We start from the raw sequence: 17146 nt of genomic DNA, 5'->3' as shown, positions 1-17146 counted from the left end.
ATTTTTCAAAAAAAAACATGTTTTTTTTACTTATATTCAAAAAAGTTAACAAAAATTTTTCACTTTGCAAATGTAGGGTATAGTGCATCGGCTAATTTTCCAAATTCTTGGATGGTTAGGGTCTCTCCTCGACGCGTTGGTTCAATATTTACTGCTTTTAAAGCATCCATAATTTTTTCTTTGTGTACCTTACCATTTGGTAAACCTGATTGTAAATTATTGAAGATTGTTTTTCGTCGTTGTACAAACGATGCACGAGTAACAACGAATAAAAAATCCTCATCAATCACTTTTACTGGAGGTTCATCATGCTTAATAAGACGGATCACTGCAGAATCCACATTTGGCTGAGGCATAAAAACAGTTTTCGGTACCGTCATGGCAATATCAGCTTTTACATAATATTGAATCGCAATTGATAAAGATCCGTATTCCTTCGTTCCTGGTTTAGCCGTAATACGATCTGCAACCTCTTTTTGCATCATGACAACAAAACCGCGAATTGGCAAACGATCATTAAGTAATTTCAATAAAATCGGTGTCGTCACATAGTAAGGTAAATTCGCTACAACCATAATATCCTCAATACCTGGCATCTCTTCCTGAATTACCTTCTCAACATCCGCCTTTAAAATATCTGAATGTACAATAGTTACATTATTATATGGGCTAAGTGTATCTTCTAATACAGGTAATAATCGCTGATCGATTTCAAAAGATACAACTTTTTTTGCACTTCTTGCTAAATGCTCTGTTAACGCTCCAATGCCAGGACCAACTTCGATTGCACCACTATTTTCAGTTAAATCTGCATGACTAACAATATTTCGTAAAATGTTCGGATCGATTAAAAAGTTTTGACCTAAGCTTTTTTTAAATGAAAATCCATATTTTTTTAAAATTTCCTGTGTTCTAATTGGTGTTGCAATATCCTTATGCATCGTTTTCCTCCTGATCTAACTGTGCGATTGCCGCACCAAATTGCTTTTCTGTGATTTGAAACATTTTTAATCTTTTATGAAGTTGTTTACCGTTTGTTGCACCAATATTCAAAATCTCCCCAAGACGATCACGACGAGTTTTTGCCTGTGGATGGCCAATTAAATGCACCGTCATTAAATCCTCGAGAGTGATATCATCTGTCGTTGGCACAACCTCATTAGGGGTATAGACATGTTGCAGAGCCTCACGTATATCCTCATCTGCTGCATGCTCAATGCCTAGTCCTTTACCGTTTTTCGCAATTGTTTTGGCTTTCGGTAAAAAAGCGTGTTTTACACCTTTTACATGCTCTTCGATAATGGCACGAATTCGACGTCCTGGATAATCTGGATCAGTAAAAACAATAACGCCTCTTTTATCCTGTGCATGTTGAATTCTCTTCAGTGTTTCCTCTGAAATAGCCGATCCATTTGTTTCTATAGTATCTGCTTGTACAGCTCGCTTAATAGCTGTTGTATCATCTTTTCCTTCAACTACAATGATTTCTTTTATTTGCAAAAAGGCTCCTCTTTTCTACCTTATCTTCAGACCATTTTACAACTGCACTGTACGATTGTACAGAAATACACGGCTATTCACCTTCTTATAATAGTCTCTCTTAATTTTGCTATCGTTGACACTTCGCCTTCGAGCAGCACTTTATGTAGATATAGCTAGGTTTTATCCTCCAGAACAAATTACTGAAAAAAGATAAAAAAGCTTTCCCGCCAGTCAAAACAGGAAAGCTAATAATAGTGAAAAACATTTTTAATTTTTGATTAATTTTACAATTTTTTTAATTTAATACTTTTATACGCACTTTCCTTACTCCCCAATTACTAGCTTGGGATTCAGATTGTACAAGTATGTCGATCCGATTACCCTTAATTGCACCACCAGTATCCCCTGCTATAGCTGTTCCATAGCCTTCAACCCAAACTTTTGAGCCAAGCTTAATAACAGAAGGGTCCACAGCAATTACTTTCAATCCAGAGTTTGATTTTAAATTAATGCCAGTGGCAGATATCCCCGAGCAACCAGTACAATTAGGAGTATAAGCAGTTGCCGTTACATAAAACTCTTTACCGCTAGCTGGCTCCGATGAACCACGTGATACAGTCGCAGCACTAGCTACTACAGTTTTAGTACCTACTGCAACCACTTGCTTTTTCGATTCTTTTACAACATTTTTAGATTGTAGATTTTTAGCTACAACTTGGCCATTCTCTTTCACGACTTCATACGTTTTAGTCATTATTCCTTTTTGGCCAGCTGTTACAACTTTTTGTTTTCCCTGTTGCAATGAAGCATCCTGCTTCTTTTCAATTGCGAAATCTAAAGATTCTTCCACTACATCGATAACCTTTTCTACGCGAACTACTGTGATTTTACTCTGCGGAATGATTACGTCCTTCAGGTTATTCTCGACACGATCGAATTCATTTAGTTGAATTCCTTGTTGTTTTAAAAAGTTAGCGACCGTAGTCGAAGTGGACCATACTTGTCTTTTGTTTACGCCATCGACAAGCGATACTTGAAACGCTTTTTGAATATCGATCTTGTTGTCTGCCCCTACTTCAGTATCTAGACCTTGTGCTAATGAATCATGTTCTGATACTTCGATATTTGCTTCTTTCAAAATGTCTTTCACTTGTGTTTCAGTTGTCCAAACTTTTGACTGATTTCCATCAACTGAAATAGTTACTTCTTTTGCCTGTTCCCATGAAATTGCTAATCCATTAACAATTTTGGTGTTCAGAGAGGGTGATATTTTGTCATGCTCTGCTACGTCTATATTTTGATCTTGTAATAATTGTTCTACAGTTTTGGCATGTGTTGTTACTTCGATTTTTTCACCGTCCGCATCAAGCGTTACGGACTTTTTAGTACCTTGATAAAGTACAAATGAAATTACAGATACAAACAGGACAAGTGAAATAATGCTTATCACTGTTTGCTTACTCCTCAATGATCCTAAGAACAAGTTTTTCATGGAATTATTTGACATGAAAAAACGCCTCCTTAATACAAAGTTGGATTATACGTACTAGATTTGGCACTGTCAACCCGAATGTATTTCAAAGAAAATTGACATTACCTTTTTAGCCGACCACAAACTCAGTATTGGAGGCATCTCAGCTAGTTAATTGTCAATCCTAAAAAATTTTTTCGCATTGGCTGTCGTTACCTGTGCAATTTCCTCAATTGTTAATTCTTTTAAACGGGCAATTTCTTCTGCAACTAATGGCACTAAAGCTGGCTCATTACGTTTTCCTCGATATGGATGAGGTGCTAAATACGGTGCATCTGTTTCGATCATCAAATGCTCTAAAGGTATTTCTGTCGCCACTTCCTTCGGCATTCGTGCATTTTTAAATGTCACCGGCCCCCCAAGACTAATCATAAAATTCATAGCAATACATTCCTGTGCGGTTTCCACACTGCCACTATAACAATGCATAACACCTCCCACGGAAGCAGCGTTTTCCTCACGCAAAATTTGTACAACATCTCCAGTAGCATCCCTGTTATGAATAATGATTGGTAAATTCAGCTTTTGCGCTAAATGAATTTGCTTGCGGAATAGTGCTTGTTGAACATCTTTCGGAGATTTATCCCAATAGTAGTCCAACCCAGTTTCACCAATACCAACTATTTTTGGATGCGCCGCTAATTCCTCAATCCATTTTAAATCCTGTTCTGTACAATCAATGGCGTCAACCGGGTGCCAACCAATGACACCATAAACAAAATCATATTGTTCAATCAGTTGCATTGTTTTTTCTATAGTTTTGCGGTCAAAACCAACAACAACCATCGTTTCTACTTTGGCTTCAAGAGCTCTATCTATAACCTCTTGTAAATCGTCTTCATACTGATCTGCATTTAAGTGTACATGTGTATCAATGAACATCGTCATTCTCCTAACATAGATTTTATTAAAAAATATTATTTCATATTTTTCGCCAGTGTTACAATTTTGTTACAAACAATTTAGTATTATAACATTACTCATAACCTCAGACACCTCACTTGTTACTATATACCTAAAAAAACCCAATGAATAATGTGTATAAATTATTTCAAGATAATAAACTACTTATTTTCAAAGCGGATTTTAAAAGCCTGCTGAACTTTTTACACTCAGCAGGCTTTCTTAAAATTTTTTACTTAACTTTTGCGCCGTTCTCTAGTTTCGGATCAACCGATGCTAATTTTAAAATTCCATCTTTCTCACCAGCTAGAATCATTCCTTGCGATAATTCACCGCGTAATTTAACTGGCTTTAAGTTAGTGACTACAATCACTTTTTGACCAATTAATTCATCTGGAGAATAAAACTTTGCAATACCTGAAACTACTTGTCGTTGCTCATATCCAAGATCTACTTGAAGCTTTAATAATTTGTCTGCCTTCGGAATAGTTTCGCATCCTGTTACAGTAGCTACACGTAAATCAACTTTCATAAAATCATCAATAGTAATTTCAGGAATTTCTGGAATATCCGCAGCTTTTTGCTCATCTTTTGTTTCTTCCACTTGTGGAGTTTTCACTGAACCACGCATTTCTTCACGAATATATTCAATTTCAACTTCACTCTCTAAACGTGGGAAAATCGGAATACCTTTTTCTACCACTTTAATGTTTGCTGGAATAGTATTGCCGAATGTTTCAATTGTTTCCCATGCTAAGAATTTGTCATCCAAGCCTAACTGTTCAATAATTCGTTTGGGAGTAGATGTCATAAATGGTTGTAACATGACAGCGATTTGGTGTAAACTTTCCGCCAAATTTCGCATAACAGCGCCTAGTTTTGGCTTATCTGATTCCTCTTTTGCTAGCACCCACGGTTGAGTTTCATCTATATATTTATTCGTTCTCGAAACAAGCGTCCATACGTCCGCTAATACGACACTAAACTGCATTTTTTCCATACTTTCTTCATATTTAATACGTACCGATTCCGCTTGTTCTTTTAAAGCTGCATCAAATTCTGTCGACTGAAGATTTTCAGTTGGAATAATGCCGTCGAAATATTTATTAATCATTGAAATAGTACGATTCAATAAATTGCCTAAATCGTTTGCTAAGTCGAAGTTTGTACGTTCAACAAAAGATTCTGGCGAAAATACACCATCAGATCCGAATGGTAACTCACGCAATAAGAAATATCTTGTCGCATCTAAGCCATAACGTTCTATTAACATTTCAGGATAAATAACATTGCCCTTTGATTTAGACATTTTTCCGTCTTTCATCATTATAAAACCATGGGCAAATATTTTTTTCGGAAGTGGTAAATCTAGTGCCATTAAGAAAATTGGCCAATAAATAGTATGGAATCGAACAATATCTTTACCAACTACATGTACATCTGCCGGCCAATATTTATTGAATAATGTTTCATCCTCTGAAAGATAACCTAAAGACGTTATATAGTTAGTTAAGGCATCTACCCATACATAAATTACATGTTTAGGATCTCCAGGAACTTTGATACCCCAGTCAAATGAAGTTCTTGAAACAGATAAATCTTCTAACCCTGGTTTAATGAAGTTATTAATCATTTCATTTTTTCGAGATTCAGGCTCAATGAAACCAAGGTTTTCTTCATAATAAGCTAATAGGCGATCTGCGTATTTCTTCATATTAAAGAAGTAAGATTCCTCTTTAACTTTGTGTACTGGACGACCACAGTCTGGACAGTTACCATCTACTAATTGTGTCTCAGTAAAGAATGATTCACATGGCGTACAGTACGAACCTTCATACTCACCTTTATAAATATCACCATTATCTAAAAACTTTTGGAATATCTTTTCGACAGTTTTCGTATGACGCTCTTGCGTTGTTTGAATAAAGTCATCGTATGAAATGTCCATTAATGCCCAAAGTTTCTTCGCAGCATCTGCAATTTCATTCACGTATTCTTGAGGATGTTTGCCCGCTTCTGCAGCTTTTTCTTGAATTTTTTGCCCATGCTCATCCATTCCAGTTAAAAAACGTACATCATAACCACGTAAACGTTTATAACGTGCAATTGTATCTGATGCTACAGTTGTATACGCTGTACCGATATGGAATTTCCCACTTGGGTAATAAATAGGGGTTGTTATATAGAATGTTTTGTTTTGTTCGCTCACAAGAACTGCCTCCATTGTTTCACAGTATACTATCTATTCTAACTAAGTACGAAATTCGTTTCAACTTCTTTCAGCGGGTGTCCAAACACTCGCTGAGATAGAGGAACTCAGGCTAAGGCCTTCACATCCTGTGAAAACGCCTGAGTGACCAACATCGTGTTGTTGCTGCCGCTTCGTTTTCCCACAAAAAACATCTGTTGGCCTAAAGGCTCCGGCGGATGTCACAGAATCAGCTTTGTGCAAGTACAAAGCCGATTCCGGACGCAATTATGCCGAGGCACAATTGATTAATAGTTTATCTTACGGCGAAAAATGTCGAATGATAGAATCAATCCATTTAATGTCTTAAATAAGAAGCTTTTTTACTATAAATTAAAATATATAATAAAAACCTTTTAAAAAAACCAAAATATCTATTTTCTCCTCAAAAAATTTTTTCAAAGCAATAATATTAGTGTATTAATTAATTGACGTTTATGGCATTACTTGGTATGATAACTATCAGACAAAGAAATTATGTCGAAATTTGACGAAATACCAATATAACTTTTTAATATTAGGAGGAAAAATAATTATGAAATCAACAGGAATCGTTCGTAAAGTCGATGAATTAGGTCGTGTAGTAATTCCAATCGAACTTCGCCGTACATTAGGTATCGCAGAGAAAGACGCTTTAGAAATCTATGTGGATGATGACAAAATCATCTTAAAAAAATATATGCCTAACATGACATGTGCTGTAACTGGTGAAGTTTCTGATGATAACTTCCGTCTAGTTGGAGGCAAATTAATTTTAAGCCCTGAAGGCGCAGAAATGTTAGTAAAAGAAATCCAATCTAACTTAAAAAATTAATTTGAAACACACCTAAATCCAGAACAGTGATTTGGGTGTTTTGTTTTTATTATCGAGTTCGAATATTTAACTTTTTTAAAGTGCAATAAAATATAATATAACCAATTATTAAGACCCTTATAATGTCCATGTCAGACCTTTCATAATTAAGGGTACTATTTTTTACAATTATTATCAATTTAAATGATTTATATGCTCACATCTAACGTGTGGTTGATTTCCGTTCCGGCTGGGCGCTTTCCTAGGGCGTCCGATGAGCCGCTTCAATCAACTGATATATGGCATGCGTTTTAACAGTATCTTCCCGAACTGCTGGTAATAAGCCACTTATTTGAATAGATATACAAAAAAGAGGTCGCCCTATTTAGGCAACCTCTTTCCATTAACTATGGTATTCATTATAGACTTCTCGCTTCGCTACTTGACGTAGTTTTGCTACTTCTTTTATCGCTTCTTTTGATGTAACACCTGTATCATTAATAATATAATCGACATGTTCCACAATAGACATTGTCATCCAATAAGCTTCTTCACTATTTTCTTCCTCGGCATTCTCGTTTCCTTCAAGGACAATACAAAATTCCCCTCGAATTTCCTCTGTTTGTGACCATTCCACTGCTTCAGCCAACGTACCACGTAAAAACTCCTCGAATTTTTTAGTTAACTCGCGAGCTAATACAATTCGACGATTACCAAGAATAGCTTCCATATCTTTTAAAGTGTCCTTTATACGATGCGGAGCCTCATAAAACAAAATGGTTTCCTGACGTTTTTTTAGTTGCTCTAACTGCTGTCGACGTTCCTTTTTTCCTCGATTTAAAAATCCATAAAAGAAAAATGGCTGCGGTGTTAATCCAGAAGCGATTAATGCTGATATTGCTGCATTGGGACCTGGCACCGGCACAACTGGAAAGTCCTGCTCGATTGCTTTTTCGACTATATCTGCACCAGGATCGGAAATACAAGGTAGACCAGCATCACTAACTAATGCGACTGTTTTTCCTTCACGTAAGAAGGCTAATAGCTTTTCTCCCCCCACCTCTAAATTATGTTCATGATAGCTTATCAGTGGTGTTTCTATATCAAAGTAGTTGCATAGCTTCTTTGTATTACGTGTATCCTCGGCAGCAATAATATCTGCTTCCTTTAAAATACGTAGCGCACGTACGCTCATATCCTCTAGGTTACCAATAGGCGTAGCCACTAAATATAAACAACCTGTATGACCGTGCATTGTACTTTTCTGTGATATCATGCGTCATCTCTCCCTATATATTTCATTTTTTGCTTTCGTGTTAGTTGTTTAAAAGCATATTCTGCACGCATCGCCTCTTGTTTTGTATCGAATTCCTCTACATAAATACATTCCACTGGTCCTCGCGCTCTCGTATATTTCGCTCCCTTACCAGCATTATGTATATCGACACGCCTGTCTACATTATTCGTGTAGCCAGCATAAAAGGATTGATCGGCACACTCTAACACATAAAAATAATGGCTATTGTTCTTTTCCATAAAGGATTTCTCTCACTTCTGCTGTATATTCATTATTCGCATCATAAACATACAGGGGCGGTAATATTTTCAGATCAGGCTTACCGTCTTTAATTCCTTCTATTAATAGTGTATTGGCCTCTTTACCTTCTTTCGGGTAAATAAGTTGCATACGTTTAGGCTCTAAACGATTTGCACGCATTGCCGTAACAATATCTAGTAAGCGACCAGGACGATGAACAAAAGCCGCCTTTCCGCCTTGTTTTAACAATTTACTTGCTGATTGTATTGCTTCCTCTAACGTTAAATATAGTTCATGACGTGCAATAGCGTAATGCTCACTTAAATTTTTATCACTAGCTTCATGTGCTAAAAAATATGGTGGATTACACGTTACAACATCATATTTTTCAATACCAAGCTCCTTAGGAATTTCCTTCACATCACCAAGGGCCATATGAATTTGTTCTTCTAATTTATTGTAACGGATACTTCGCTCAGCCATATCAAATAAACGTGGTTGAATTTCTACTCCTGTAATATGTCCCTTTGTTCTGGCACTTAGAAAAAGTGGGATTACACCATTACCTGAGCACAAATCAACAATTTTCCCTTTATGATATGGAACATTGACAAATTTCGAAAGTAGCACTGCATCCAATGAAAACGAAAAGACAGAGGGACTTTGAATAATACGTAAATTCTCAGCCAATAAATAGTCTAATCGTTCATCACCCTTCAACCAATTTTCCATGTTTCTTCCTCCTACTATACAAAACAAAAGACTGACACCACCATAGTGGGAATCAGCCTTCTATTACACATTTTGTTTATTTAAAAATGATAGACAAAACAGACAGTCTTCACCTTTACGGGAACTTCCGAAATGAACATGACAAACATGGAAGCCTTCTTGGTATAAACGTGCTAGGTTATCATAACCTTCGCCAATATCTAACGGATTCTCTTTCTTCTCATCAGCAGCCTGTACAGAGTTTTCATTAGAAAGTAGTTCTTCTAGACGTGTACGAAGGTGATGATTTTCTGTTTCGAGTGCCTTATGCTCCTCCATCATTAACGCTACAAATTGTTTCAATGCACCAAATTGCTCCTGCATTGCTTCGAGCTGTTGTTCGAACTCCATAACGGTATCTAAGAAATTACGGTCCTTCACCCAAGCCACCTCGTCCAATTCTCTATCTTAAATAAGATTTTTTTCGCATGCTAGCAGTTCTTCTAATGTATACTCAACTGTGCGCTCCTGCTCTTGTAAATATACTTGAATGAGTCTTTCCAGTACATTTAAACCTACAACTTTACCGCGGCCATCTGGTGTCATCGTCATTTCACCAACGTCTGGCATGCCCTCTTTTGCTTCCTCATATTCATCATTTTCATACTTCAAGCAGCACATTAAACGACCGCAAAGACCTGAAATTTTAGATGGATTTAAAGATAAGTTTTGATCTTTAGCCATTTTAATAGAAACCGGCTCAAAATCTCCTAAAAAAGTTGAACAGCACAGCATACGGCCACATGGACCAATGCCACCTAACAACTTCGCTTCATCACGTACACCAATTTGACGAAGTTCGATACGTGTTCTAAAAACCGACGCTAAATCTTTTACAAGATCTCTGAAATCAACGCGTCCTTCAGCCGTAAAATAAAAGATGATTTTATTACGATCAAATGTATATTCAACATCAACGAGCTTCATTTCTAAATTATGCTCAATGATTTTTGTACTTGCTAGTTCAAATGCGCGCTTTGATTCCGCAGCATTTTCCTCTACTTGGATACGATCACGTTCATCCGCTGGTCGTAGAACTTGTTTAAGTGGTAATACAACATCATTATCCTCAACAACCTTTTGAGGGACAACTACTTTACCATATTCTACACCGCGAGCTGTCTCTACAATGACATATTGACTGTCCTCTAGTAGATATGATGCTGGATCAAAATAATATATTTTACCCGCTTTTTTAAAACGGACTCCCACTACATTATACAAATGTATACCCCTCCTGCAGATTTAGCATTAACTGCTCCATCATTAACGTCCTATTCATGTTACGCTGTAAAGATGAACGTGCCTGTAAGATGGACTCCATTTGACTAGATAGACGTTCATAAGTCGAATGTAGCGCAGCTTCTTTAAATGTTTGTAACATGTCTGGGTAAGTACAAGCTGCTTCGGGATTAGCTTTTATTGACACTATATCACGGTAAGCAAATAGTAGTAAATCTAATGCTTGCTCCATCTCGCCCTTTTCTTTAAACAGTGGCAACCATTCTTCATGTACAACAAGCATTGCCTCATGTACATTCTGACGAATTGCCTCTACTAATTTTAACACTGTTTTTCGAGCATGTGCAAACTGCTCATCATTCGCTAAAATCATAGCTGTTTCGAGCTCGTTCGTCATCATGCTTACTGTAGAAGCCATTGAGTAAGAAATATTGTTATCTTGCAAATGCTTTAATAATATGTGTCGAGGCATTTTTTGAAATTTAATATGCTGACAGCGAGAACGAATCGTTGGTAAAATTGACTGCATTTGCTCCGTTAACAAAATTGCAGTTACCTCACCCTCAGGTTCCTCTAAAAATTTAAGTATCATGTTTGCAGATGCAATATTGAGACGGTCTGCATGATGAAGTACATAAATCTTACGCCCCTCTTCAACACCCATCATCTTCATTTCTGCAATTAATTCACGTATTTGATCAATTTTTATAAATTGACCTTCTGGATAAATTTGATGAATATTTGGATGATTACCCGAATCAACACGTCTGCAATTTCGACATGTTTCACATGGAACATTTTGATTTGGTTGCTCACATAGCATTAATTTGACAAAGAACTGCATAATATCTACTTTGCCTGTCCCTTTTTCGCCATCAAAAATGTATGCATGCGCTAATCTATTTTTGTCAAAAATCGTTTGAAGCTGCTTCATTACGACTGGTTGTAGTGTGAATAGCTCTTCAACATTCTTGGCCATATATTTATATTCCTTCCTATATCAATTACACTCATAGCATAATTGTTTCCTATTGCTCAATTTTAGTACAGAAATATCTGCGGTTTCAGAGCAAATAGATTAGTTTTATGTCATTCAGCAAAAAAAAAATTGCCTGCTGAATAGATTTGAAAAAAGCCCGCGCCTACAAGAGAACGAGACACGGGTTTTACATATACAAATTAATTAATAAGCCTTTAATCTCACCGATTTTATCAAGAAGGTCAATTGCTTCCTTTTCTTCATCTAAAATATCTTGCGCAAGCTCTACAAGACGCGTATCAATAGTTTCAATTATTTTCAAGCGTCTTCCTTCACCAAAACGATTCCATGTATGTGATTGCTTTAAATCCATACCATGCTCTACAGTTTCTTGTAGGAATCGTTTAACAAGCATTTTAAAACGAGCAAGTTCTCGTAAATTTCGCGATCTTGCAACACGATCACCTGCTGTAGAAATATCCCCTAGCAATCGTGTAAGCTGTTCAGTCTGTAATTTGGTTCCTTGCTTGACGACCATATCTCCAAATCGGTTATTTTGATTATTGTTATGCAGTGGCTCTTTACGATTAGTATTTAACCCGACACGTAAATCTTGATTGATCTTCAAGCTGTTTCGCCCCCACTTGCTTTCATTATCAAATACATATATTGTGCTGTACTTCTCATTTAACGCAGCACTGATATCAATTATGCCTCGGCATAATTGCGTCCGGAATCGGCTTTTGTGCTAGCACAAAGTACTCCTTTCCGATTCCGCGACATCCGCCGGAGGCTTTGGGCCAACGTGATGTCGGTCACTCAGTCATCGCCACAGGACGTGGCGTTCTTAGACTGAGTTCCTCTATTTCAGTGGTGTTTGGTTATCCTTTGAAAAGTGACTTAAAACCGCATTCATTTCACCACCTATTGAGGTGGAAGACTTCTGTAACTGCCGTTTCACTTACGTTACAAAAGACATTTGCTAAAAGAAGTTAAAAATGATGAAACTGTTCAATTGGTAATACAAAAACCGTCGCTCCTCCTACCTCTACCTCTACAGGATAAGGTATATAGGAATCTGTATTCCCGCCTAATGGCGAAACAGGGGCAACCATTTGTTCTCGTGCTCGACAATTATCACGAATAATATCTAAAACTTTGGGTATGAGAGAGTCTTCCGTTCCAATAAGAAACGTCGTATTTCCAGAGCGTAAAAATCCTCCTGTGCTCGCTAATTTAGTTGCGCGAAACTGATTTTTCGTTAAAGCATTCGATAAACGGCTGCTATCCTGATCTTGCACTACAGCTACGACTAACTTCATTCGCACTCACCCCTTTGATAAAATTCATCTAAATAAATTTTAGTTACCTTATATCAATTATGCCTCGGCATAATTGTGTCCGGATTCGGCTTTATGCTTGCACAAAGTACTCCTTTTCGATTCCGTGACATACGCCAGTGTTCCTCTATTTCAGTAGTTTGTATATCTACTGAATAGGAACAATATCCGCATTCAGCTGCTGTCGCTTCGCTTACGCGCAGAAGACATTCACCGAATGATTATAGATGTTACCATTATATCACATTGTGGTAGACAACTTCATGCATTTACTGTATTGCTTCATATATTAATGACCATACATCTTCAACCACACGCTCAATATTTTGGTCTGCATTGACGACATGTATACGCTCTGGGTAACGCTCCACTAACTGTAAATATCCTTCTCGAACCTTCTTATGAAAAGCTAAACTTTCAACATCTAAGCGATTTACTTCTCGATCTCCATGAGCATGAATCCGTGCCAAGCCAACCTCTGGTGCAAGGTCAAATAATATTGTCATATCAGGCAACTTCTTGCCGATTGCAAACTCATTAATAGATAATACTTCATCAACGCCGATACCACGTGCATATCCTTGGTATGCTAATGAGGAATCGATAAATCGATCGCAAATAACCATTTTACCAGCATCCAACGCGGGTCTTACTTTTTCAAAATAATGCTGACTTCTCGCCCCTGCGTATAATAATGCTTCTGTACGCTCATCCATGGCTGTATGTTCAGGGTTTAAAATAATGCTTCTAATTTTCTCAGCAATTTCAATACCACCAGGTTCTCTCGTTGCTAATACATCAATATTTTCTTCTGCAAGTCGCTCGGCTATTTTTTGAATGACTGTTGTTTTTCCAGCGCCCTCTGGACCTTCAAATGTAATAAATAAATTGCAATTCATGCTGTTATTGCCTCCAACTATTTAATGATCTCAATCATCTTTTCTTCTAAACGGTGATTTCCTTGAAACGTTGCACCACTAACCAGTAATTCCTCTAGCTGGCTCAGCTTTGCTACTGTTATTTTTTCGCCTGGAAGAAGCAATGGAATACCTGGTGGATAAGGAATTATCATACTAGCAGAGATACGTCCCATTGTTCGCATATACGGTAACCATTCTTTTTCCGACTTTTCAATTTCATCAAATGTATAGGCTGGTTCCGAAATAGCCACAAAATTATAAGCTGTTTGTGAAGCAGTCATTGTTTCCATCTTTGATATACTTAATAACAGTGTTACAGCATCCTTAATACGGACACGTATTTCTGCAAATGGATAGTTATGTCCCTGTTTCAACAAAGGTAGCACAAGCAACACTTGATTCGCATCTGCTAGTTCTGCATATACATGCTTTGCTTCTAACGCTTCTTGTAATTGAAAACCGCTATAACCATCAACACGTAACAATAATTTTATAGGGTCGTCTACCTCTATAACTTCTAAAGAGCCAATAGCTCGTAATGCCTCTATCCATTGATTCCTTTTTTCTATTATATATGCACCATCACTCTCCATATATGTCTGTATATAATAGCGTGCATCATCTAAAGAAGCCAATAATAGATAGGATGGGCTACTAGATTGTAGCATTCGTAAATAGTGATTTATTTTATCGACATCGATTAAGTTAGAATTAACATGCATAAAGGATGCCATTGTCATAGCAGGCAATGTTTTATGTGCAGACTGTACTACTACATCCGCACCAAATGTCACTGCTGATGGCTGAAATAAGGTACATGCACTAAAATGGGCTCCATGTGCTTCATCCACTAAAACAGGAATACCTTTCTCGTGACAATACGCAATCTGCTGCTGTATTTCTTTAGATGTCATACCATAGTAAGTAGGATACGTTAAAACTACTGCACGGGCCTCTGGATAATAATCAGCTGCTTCTTTTAAATCTTTATAAGAAACATGTGTTGCAGTTAATGTACGTTCATCCCATAGCGGGGAAACAAATACAGGCTTTGCTCCCACAAGCTCGATTGCGTGAAATATAGACTTATGTGCATTACGTTGGACAATGATCGTATCACTTTTTTTACATGTGGCATATATCATCGCTAAATTTCCAACTGTAGATCCACCTACTAAAAAGAAACTTTTCATTGCCCCATATGTATCTGCCAATAAGTTTTCTGCCTCTAATATTATTTCTTCTGGGTGATGTAAGTCATCAAGACCTGATAATTCAGTTACATCATATCGCATTACATCTTTAAAGGGCTGAGGGAGATGAGATAGTTCTCCATGCTTATGGCCTGGGACATGAAAGGAAATATTTTGTTGTTGTCGAAAGCGCTCTAACCCTTCTACAATCGGCTTTTTCTTTTGCAAAGCAAAACACCCATTTCCGTTATATTCTTAGTTAATTATAACACTTACGTTACTAAAACATTTGCTGAATGGATATAAATAAGGTGAAATTCAGATAAGCTTTTTCCCAATCCAATGCGCTAGTAATGCAATAGGAATCACTAAAAGACAAAATGGCAGGCATACAAAAATAATGTCCCAAGTTATGACTTTATTGACTAATAACGAATGATACAAAACAAAACTGTATGGAATGACGATTATCAAAGATGTGAGTGCACCGGGTGTAATAGAACGAAGAAAAATAGACTGAGCAAGATGAGTGAACGCATGTAGAAAGTAGGTTAGCGTAACAACAGTAAAAAAGTAGATATCTCCATATGGCCCTTGATTCACATACTGATTTGCTATAAAAGTGGAACTACTTACAAAGATGAATATTACGATTACTGCTACCGCAAACTGCGCTGTCGACATCGAGAACTGTTTCATAACTCGATCAGCAATTTTTTTCGGCAATCTTTCGTACAAAATAATAGAATTCTTATTTAGCCACTTTTCAACCATAATAATTTCTTCAAAATCATGAAGAATAAACATAATAGGAAATAGCCAGATAAGTGTTTGAATACCTATCCATTGTTCCATGATGATTCCTCCTTTATAAAATATATTGAGTAATCGCTTAATCGCTCAAATGTTTCCCCCAAAAAATAGTTCATCATCATAACGTGTGGTTGATTTTTGTTCCGATTGGGCGCTTTGTTGTTGCTTTCGCGTAGAGCAGAGCTTCCTGGGGGCGTCCGATGAGCCGCTTCGCTTCGCTGCAGGGTCTCTCGGGCCAACACGATGTTGGTCACGAAGCCGTTATCACAGGACGTGATGGTTTTAGCCTCCGTTCCTCTATCGCTAATCCCCAAGGGGGCGTCCGATCTCCACTCCAATCAACTTATATCAATTTCGCCTTAGCATAATTGCATTCCAGAAGCTTTAGGCAAACAGATGTTTTTTGCGCGAAAGCGTAGCGTCAGCAGCAGATGTTTTTTGTGCGAAAGCGCAGTGCTAACGAAGCGACAGCAACAACATAATGTTGGGCACTCAGTCGTTGCCACAGGGCGTGGTGATCTTAGACTGGGCTCCAATATTTCAGTAGGTATTTGAAACTGAAAGGGAACTACATCCGCATTCATCTCACCACCTTCAAAGGTAGGAGTCTTCTACTGAATGAAGATAAATGGTATACGTATTAACTAATGTCATCCACCACTTTTGATGATGAACCATAAAAAGATCATTGCCACTAATAGCAACAATCTTTTATATTTCATGACATTCTACTTTTATCACTACAAACTATAATCAATTATGCCTCGGTATAATTGCCGGAGGCTTTAATTTCTCTACTAACATACTAGATACTAGCCTTTACCACCATCTCTTGTACTAGTTGTTCAACTAATAGTGGTACAAACTTCTCTAAAATTGGATTCATCATCCCCGCTAAGAAGCCACTTGCCTTCATTGTTAAATTACCTACTAACTGACATGTACCATCCTGATCTTGTGTAATTTCAAAGTAACCATCACCATTTATCGGATCTGACAAACCTACCAAATCAAACATCACTTTATTTGGATTTGATTCTTTGTCCTTAAGCTCAACCTTTACTGCTTTTTGGATAATTCCAAAATCCCCTTTAAATACCCAAATCATATTTTGTTCACTTGGTAATTCATGATGTAAATAACCGGGTATTAGTACAGCCCATTCCCCTTTATTTTGAATAAACTCCTGTAGCTTTGCTTTTTCAATTTGAATATTTTCACTATATAACCCTGTTGCCATTTCTATACACCCCTTTATTTGTTCATTTAGATCAACTAAATTTTAACATTTTTTAGGGGTCTATTACTGAATTTTTAAAATAATAAAAAACCACTGATTTCTCAGTGGTTGCTTTGTGCCTAGCGACGTCCTACTCTCACAGGGGGAAGCCCCC

The 17146-nt window shown here is 37.2% G+C and carries 18 protein-coding genes; 1 reads left to right on the top strand and 17 read right to left on the bottom strand.

Features of this window, described 5'->3' with window-relative positions; genetic code table 11:
• Window positions 1–59: 59 nt before the first annotated feature.
• From rsmA to metG, 5 genes are all read right to left on the bottom strand, one after another.
• Window positions 60–941 (bottom strand): 16S rRNA (adenine(1518)-N(6)/adenine(1519)-N(6))-dimethyltransferase RsmA, encoded by an 882-nt coding sequence (gene rsmA, locus ACZ11_RS14940; protein ID WP_049667355.1) that lies wholly within the window; start codon window positions 939–941, stop codon window positions 60–62.
• The gene (rnmV, locus tag ACZ11_RS14935; RefSeq protein ID WP_049667354.1) at window positions 934–1500 is read right to left on the bottom strand and encodes a ribonuclease M5; all 567 of its coding nucleotides are present in this window, start codon (window positions 1498–1500) and stop codon (window positions 934–936) included. The genes rsmA and rnmV overlap by 8 nt, the downstream gene beginning before the upstream one ends.
• 277 nt (window positions 1501–1777) lie before the next feature.
• Window positions 1778–2989 (bottom strand): G5 and 3D domain-containing protein, encoded by a 1212-nt coding sequence (locus ACZ11_RS14930; RefSeq protein WP_049667353.1) that lies wholly within the window; start codon window positions 2987–2989, stop codon window positions 1778–1780.
• A gap of 135 nt (window positions 2990–3124) precedes the next feature.
• Window positions 3125–3895 carry a TatD family hydrolase gene (locus ACZ11_RS14925; protein WP_049667352.1) on the bottom strand — a complete coding sequence of 257 codons (771 nt, stop codon included), beginning with the start codon at window positions 3893–3895 and terminating at the stop codon, window positions 3125–3127.
• A 253-nt stretch (window positions 3896–4148) separates the two neighbouring features.
• The gene (gene metG / locus ACZ11_RS14920) at window positions 4149–6125 is read right to left on the bottom strand and encodes a methionine--tRNA ligase (RefSeq protein ID WP_049667351.1); all 1977 of its coding nucleotides are present in this window, start codon (window positions 6123–6125) and stop codon (window positions 4149–4151) included.
• Window positions 6126–6699: 574 nt separating this feature from the next.
• On the opposite strand from metG, the gene ACZ11_RS14915 reads away from it, so the two are divergent.
• Window positions 6700–6978, top strand: a complete 279-nt coding sequence (locus ACZ11_RS14915; RefSeq protein WP_049667350.1) for an AbrB/MazE/SpoVT family DNA-binding domain-containing protein — start codon at window positions 6700–6702, stop codon at window positions 6976–6978.
• Window positions 6979–7360: 382 nt separating this feature from the next.
• Here the strand turns inward: ACZ11_RS14915 and rsmI are convergent, their stop codons facing one another.
• From rsmI to ACZ11_RS14850, 12 genes are all read right to left on the bottom strand, one after another.
• Window positions 7361–8233, bottom strand: a complete 873-nt coding sequence (gene rsmI, locus ACZ11_RS14910; RefSeq protein ID WP_049667349.1) for a 16S rRNA (cytidine(1402)-2'-O)-methyltransferase — start codon at window positions 8231–8233, stop codon at window positions 7361–7363.
• Window positions 8230–8493, bottom strand: coding sequence for a GIY-YIG nuclease family protein (locus ACZ11_RS14905; RefSeq protein ID WP_049667348.1), 264 nt, complete (start codon window positions 8491–8493; stop codon window positions 8230–8232). The genes rsmI and ACZ11_RS14905 overlap by 4 nt, the downstream gene beginning before the upstream one ends.
• Window positions 8477–9226 (bottom strand): tRNA1(Val) (adenine(37)-N6)-methyltransferase, encoded by a 750-nt coding sequence (locus ACZ11_RS14900; protein ID WP_049667347.1) that lies wholly within the window; start codon window positions 9224–9226, stop codon window positions 8477–8479. The genes ACZ11_RS14905 and ACZ11_RS14900 overlap by 17 nt, the downstream gene beginning before the upstream one ends.
• 63 nt (window positions 9227–9289) lie before the next feature.
• Window positions 9290–9646, bottom strand: coding sequence for a DNA replication initiation control protein YabA (yabA, locus tag ACZ11_RS14895; RefSeq protein ID WP_049667346.1), 357 nt, complete (start codon window positions 9644–9646; stop codon window positions 9290–9292).
• A 27-nt stretch (window positions 9647–9673) separates the two neighbouring features.
• Window positions 9674–10489 (bottom strand): PSP1 domain-containing protein, encoded by an 816-nt coding sequence (locus ACZ11_RS14890; RefSeq protein ID WP_049667345.1) that lies wholly within the window; start codon window positions 10487–10489, stop codon window positions 9674–9676.
• Window positions 10482–11486: a DNA polymerase III subunit delta' gene (holB, locus tag ACZ11_RS14885; RefSeq protein ID WP_049667344.1), complete on the bottom strand. Its 1005-nt coding sequence runs from the start codon at window positions 11484–11486 to the stop codon at window positions 10482–10484. Before holB ends, ACZ11_RS14890 begins: the two co-directional genes overlap by 8 nt.
• A gap of 187 nt (window positions 11487–11673) precedes the next feature.
• The gene (locus tag ACZ11_RS14880; RefSeq protein WP_049667343.1) at window positions 11674–12114 is read right to left on the bottom strand and encodes a YaaR family protein; all 441 of its coding nucleotides are present in this window, start codon (window positions 12112–12114) and stop codon (window positions 11674–11676) included.
• Window positions 12115–12478: 364 nt separating this feature from the next.
• Complete coding sequence (locus ACZ11_RS14875) at window positions 12479–12808, bottom strand: cyclic-di-AMP receptor (RefSeq protein WP_049667342.1); 330 nt, start codon at window positions 12806–12808, stop codon at window positions 12479–12481.
• Between the two features lie 287 nt (window positions 12809–13095).
• Window positions 13096–13725 (bottom strand): dTMP kinase, encoded by a 630-nt coding sequence (gene tmk, locus ACZ11_RS14870; RefSeq protein ID WP_049667341.1) that lies wholly within the window; start codon window positions 13723–13725, stop codon window positions 13096–13098.
• A 17-nt stretch (window positions 13726–13742) separates the two neighbouring features.
• Window positions 13743–15167 (bottom strand): aminotransferase class I/II-fold pyridoxal phosphate-dependent enzyme, encoded by a 1425-nt coding sequence (locus tag ACZ11_RS14865; protein ID WP_049667340.1) that lies wholly within the window; start codon window positions 15165–15167, stop codon window positions 13743–13745.
• A gap of 90 nt (window positions 15168–15257) precedes the next feature.
• A complete protein-coding gene (locus ACZ11_RS14860; protein WP_049667339.1) occupies window positions 15258–15794 on the bottom strand; it encodes an HXXEE domain-containing protein in 537 nt (178 codons plus the stop codon).
• 763 nt (window positions 15795–16557) lie between these two features.
• A complete protein-coding gene (locus ACZ11_RS14850) occupies window positions 16558–16992 on the bottom strand; it encodes a hypothetical protein (protein WP_049667337.1) in 435 nt (144 codons plus the stop codon).
• Between the last annotated feature and the right edge of the window lie 154 nt (window positions 16993–17146).

Source organism: Lysinibacillus xylanilyticus (assembly GCF_001183605.1).
Taxonomy (GTDB): Bacteria; Bacillota; Bacilli; order Bacillales_A; family Planococcaceae; genus Lysinibacillus; species Lysinibacillus xylanilyticus.
Note: the sequence above shows the minus strand (reverse complement) of the source record. Positions and strands in the feature narration are given on the sequence as shown.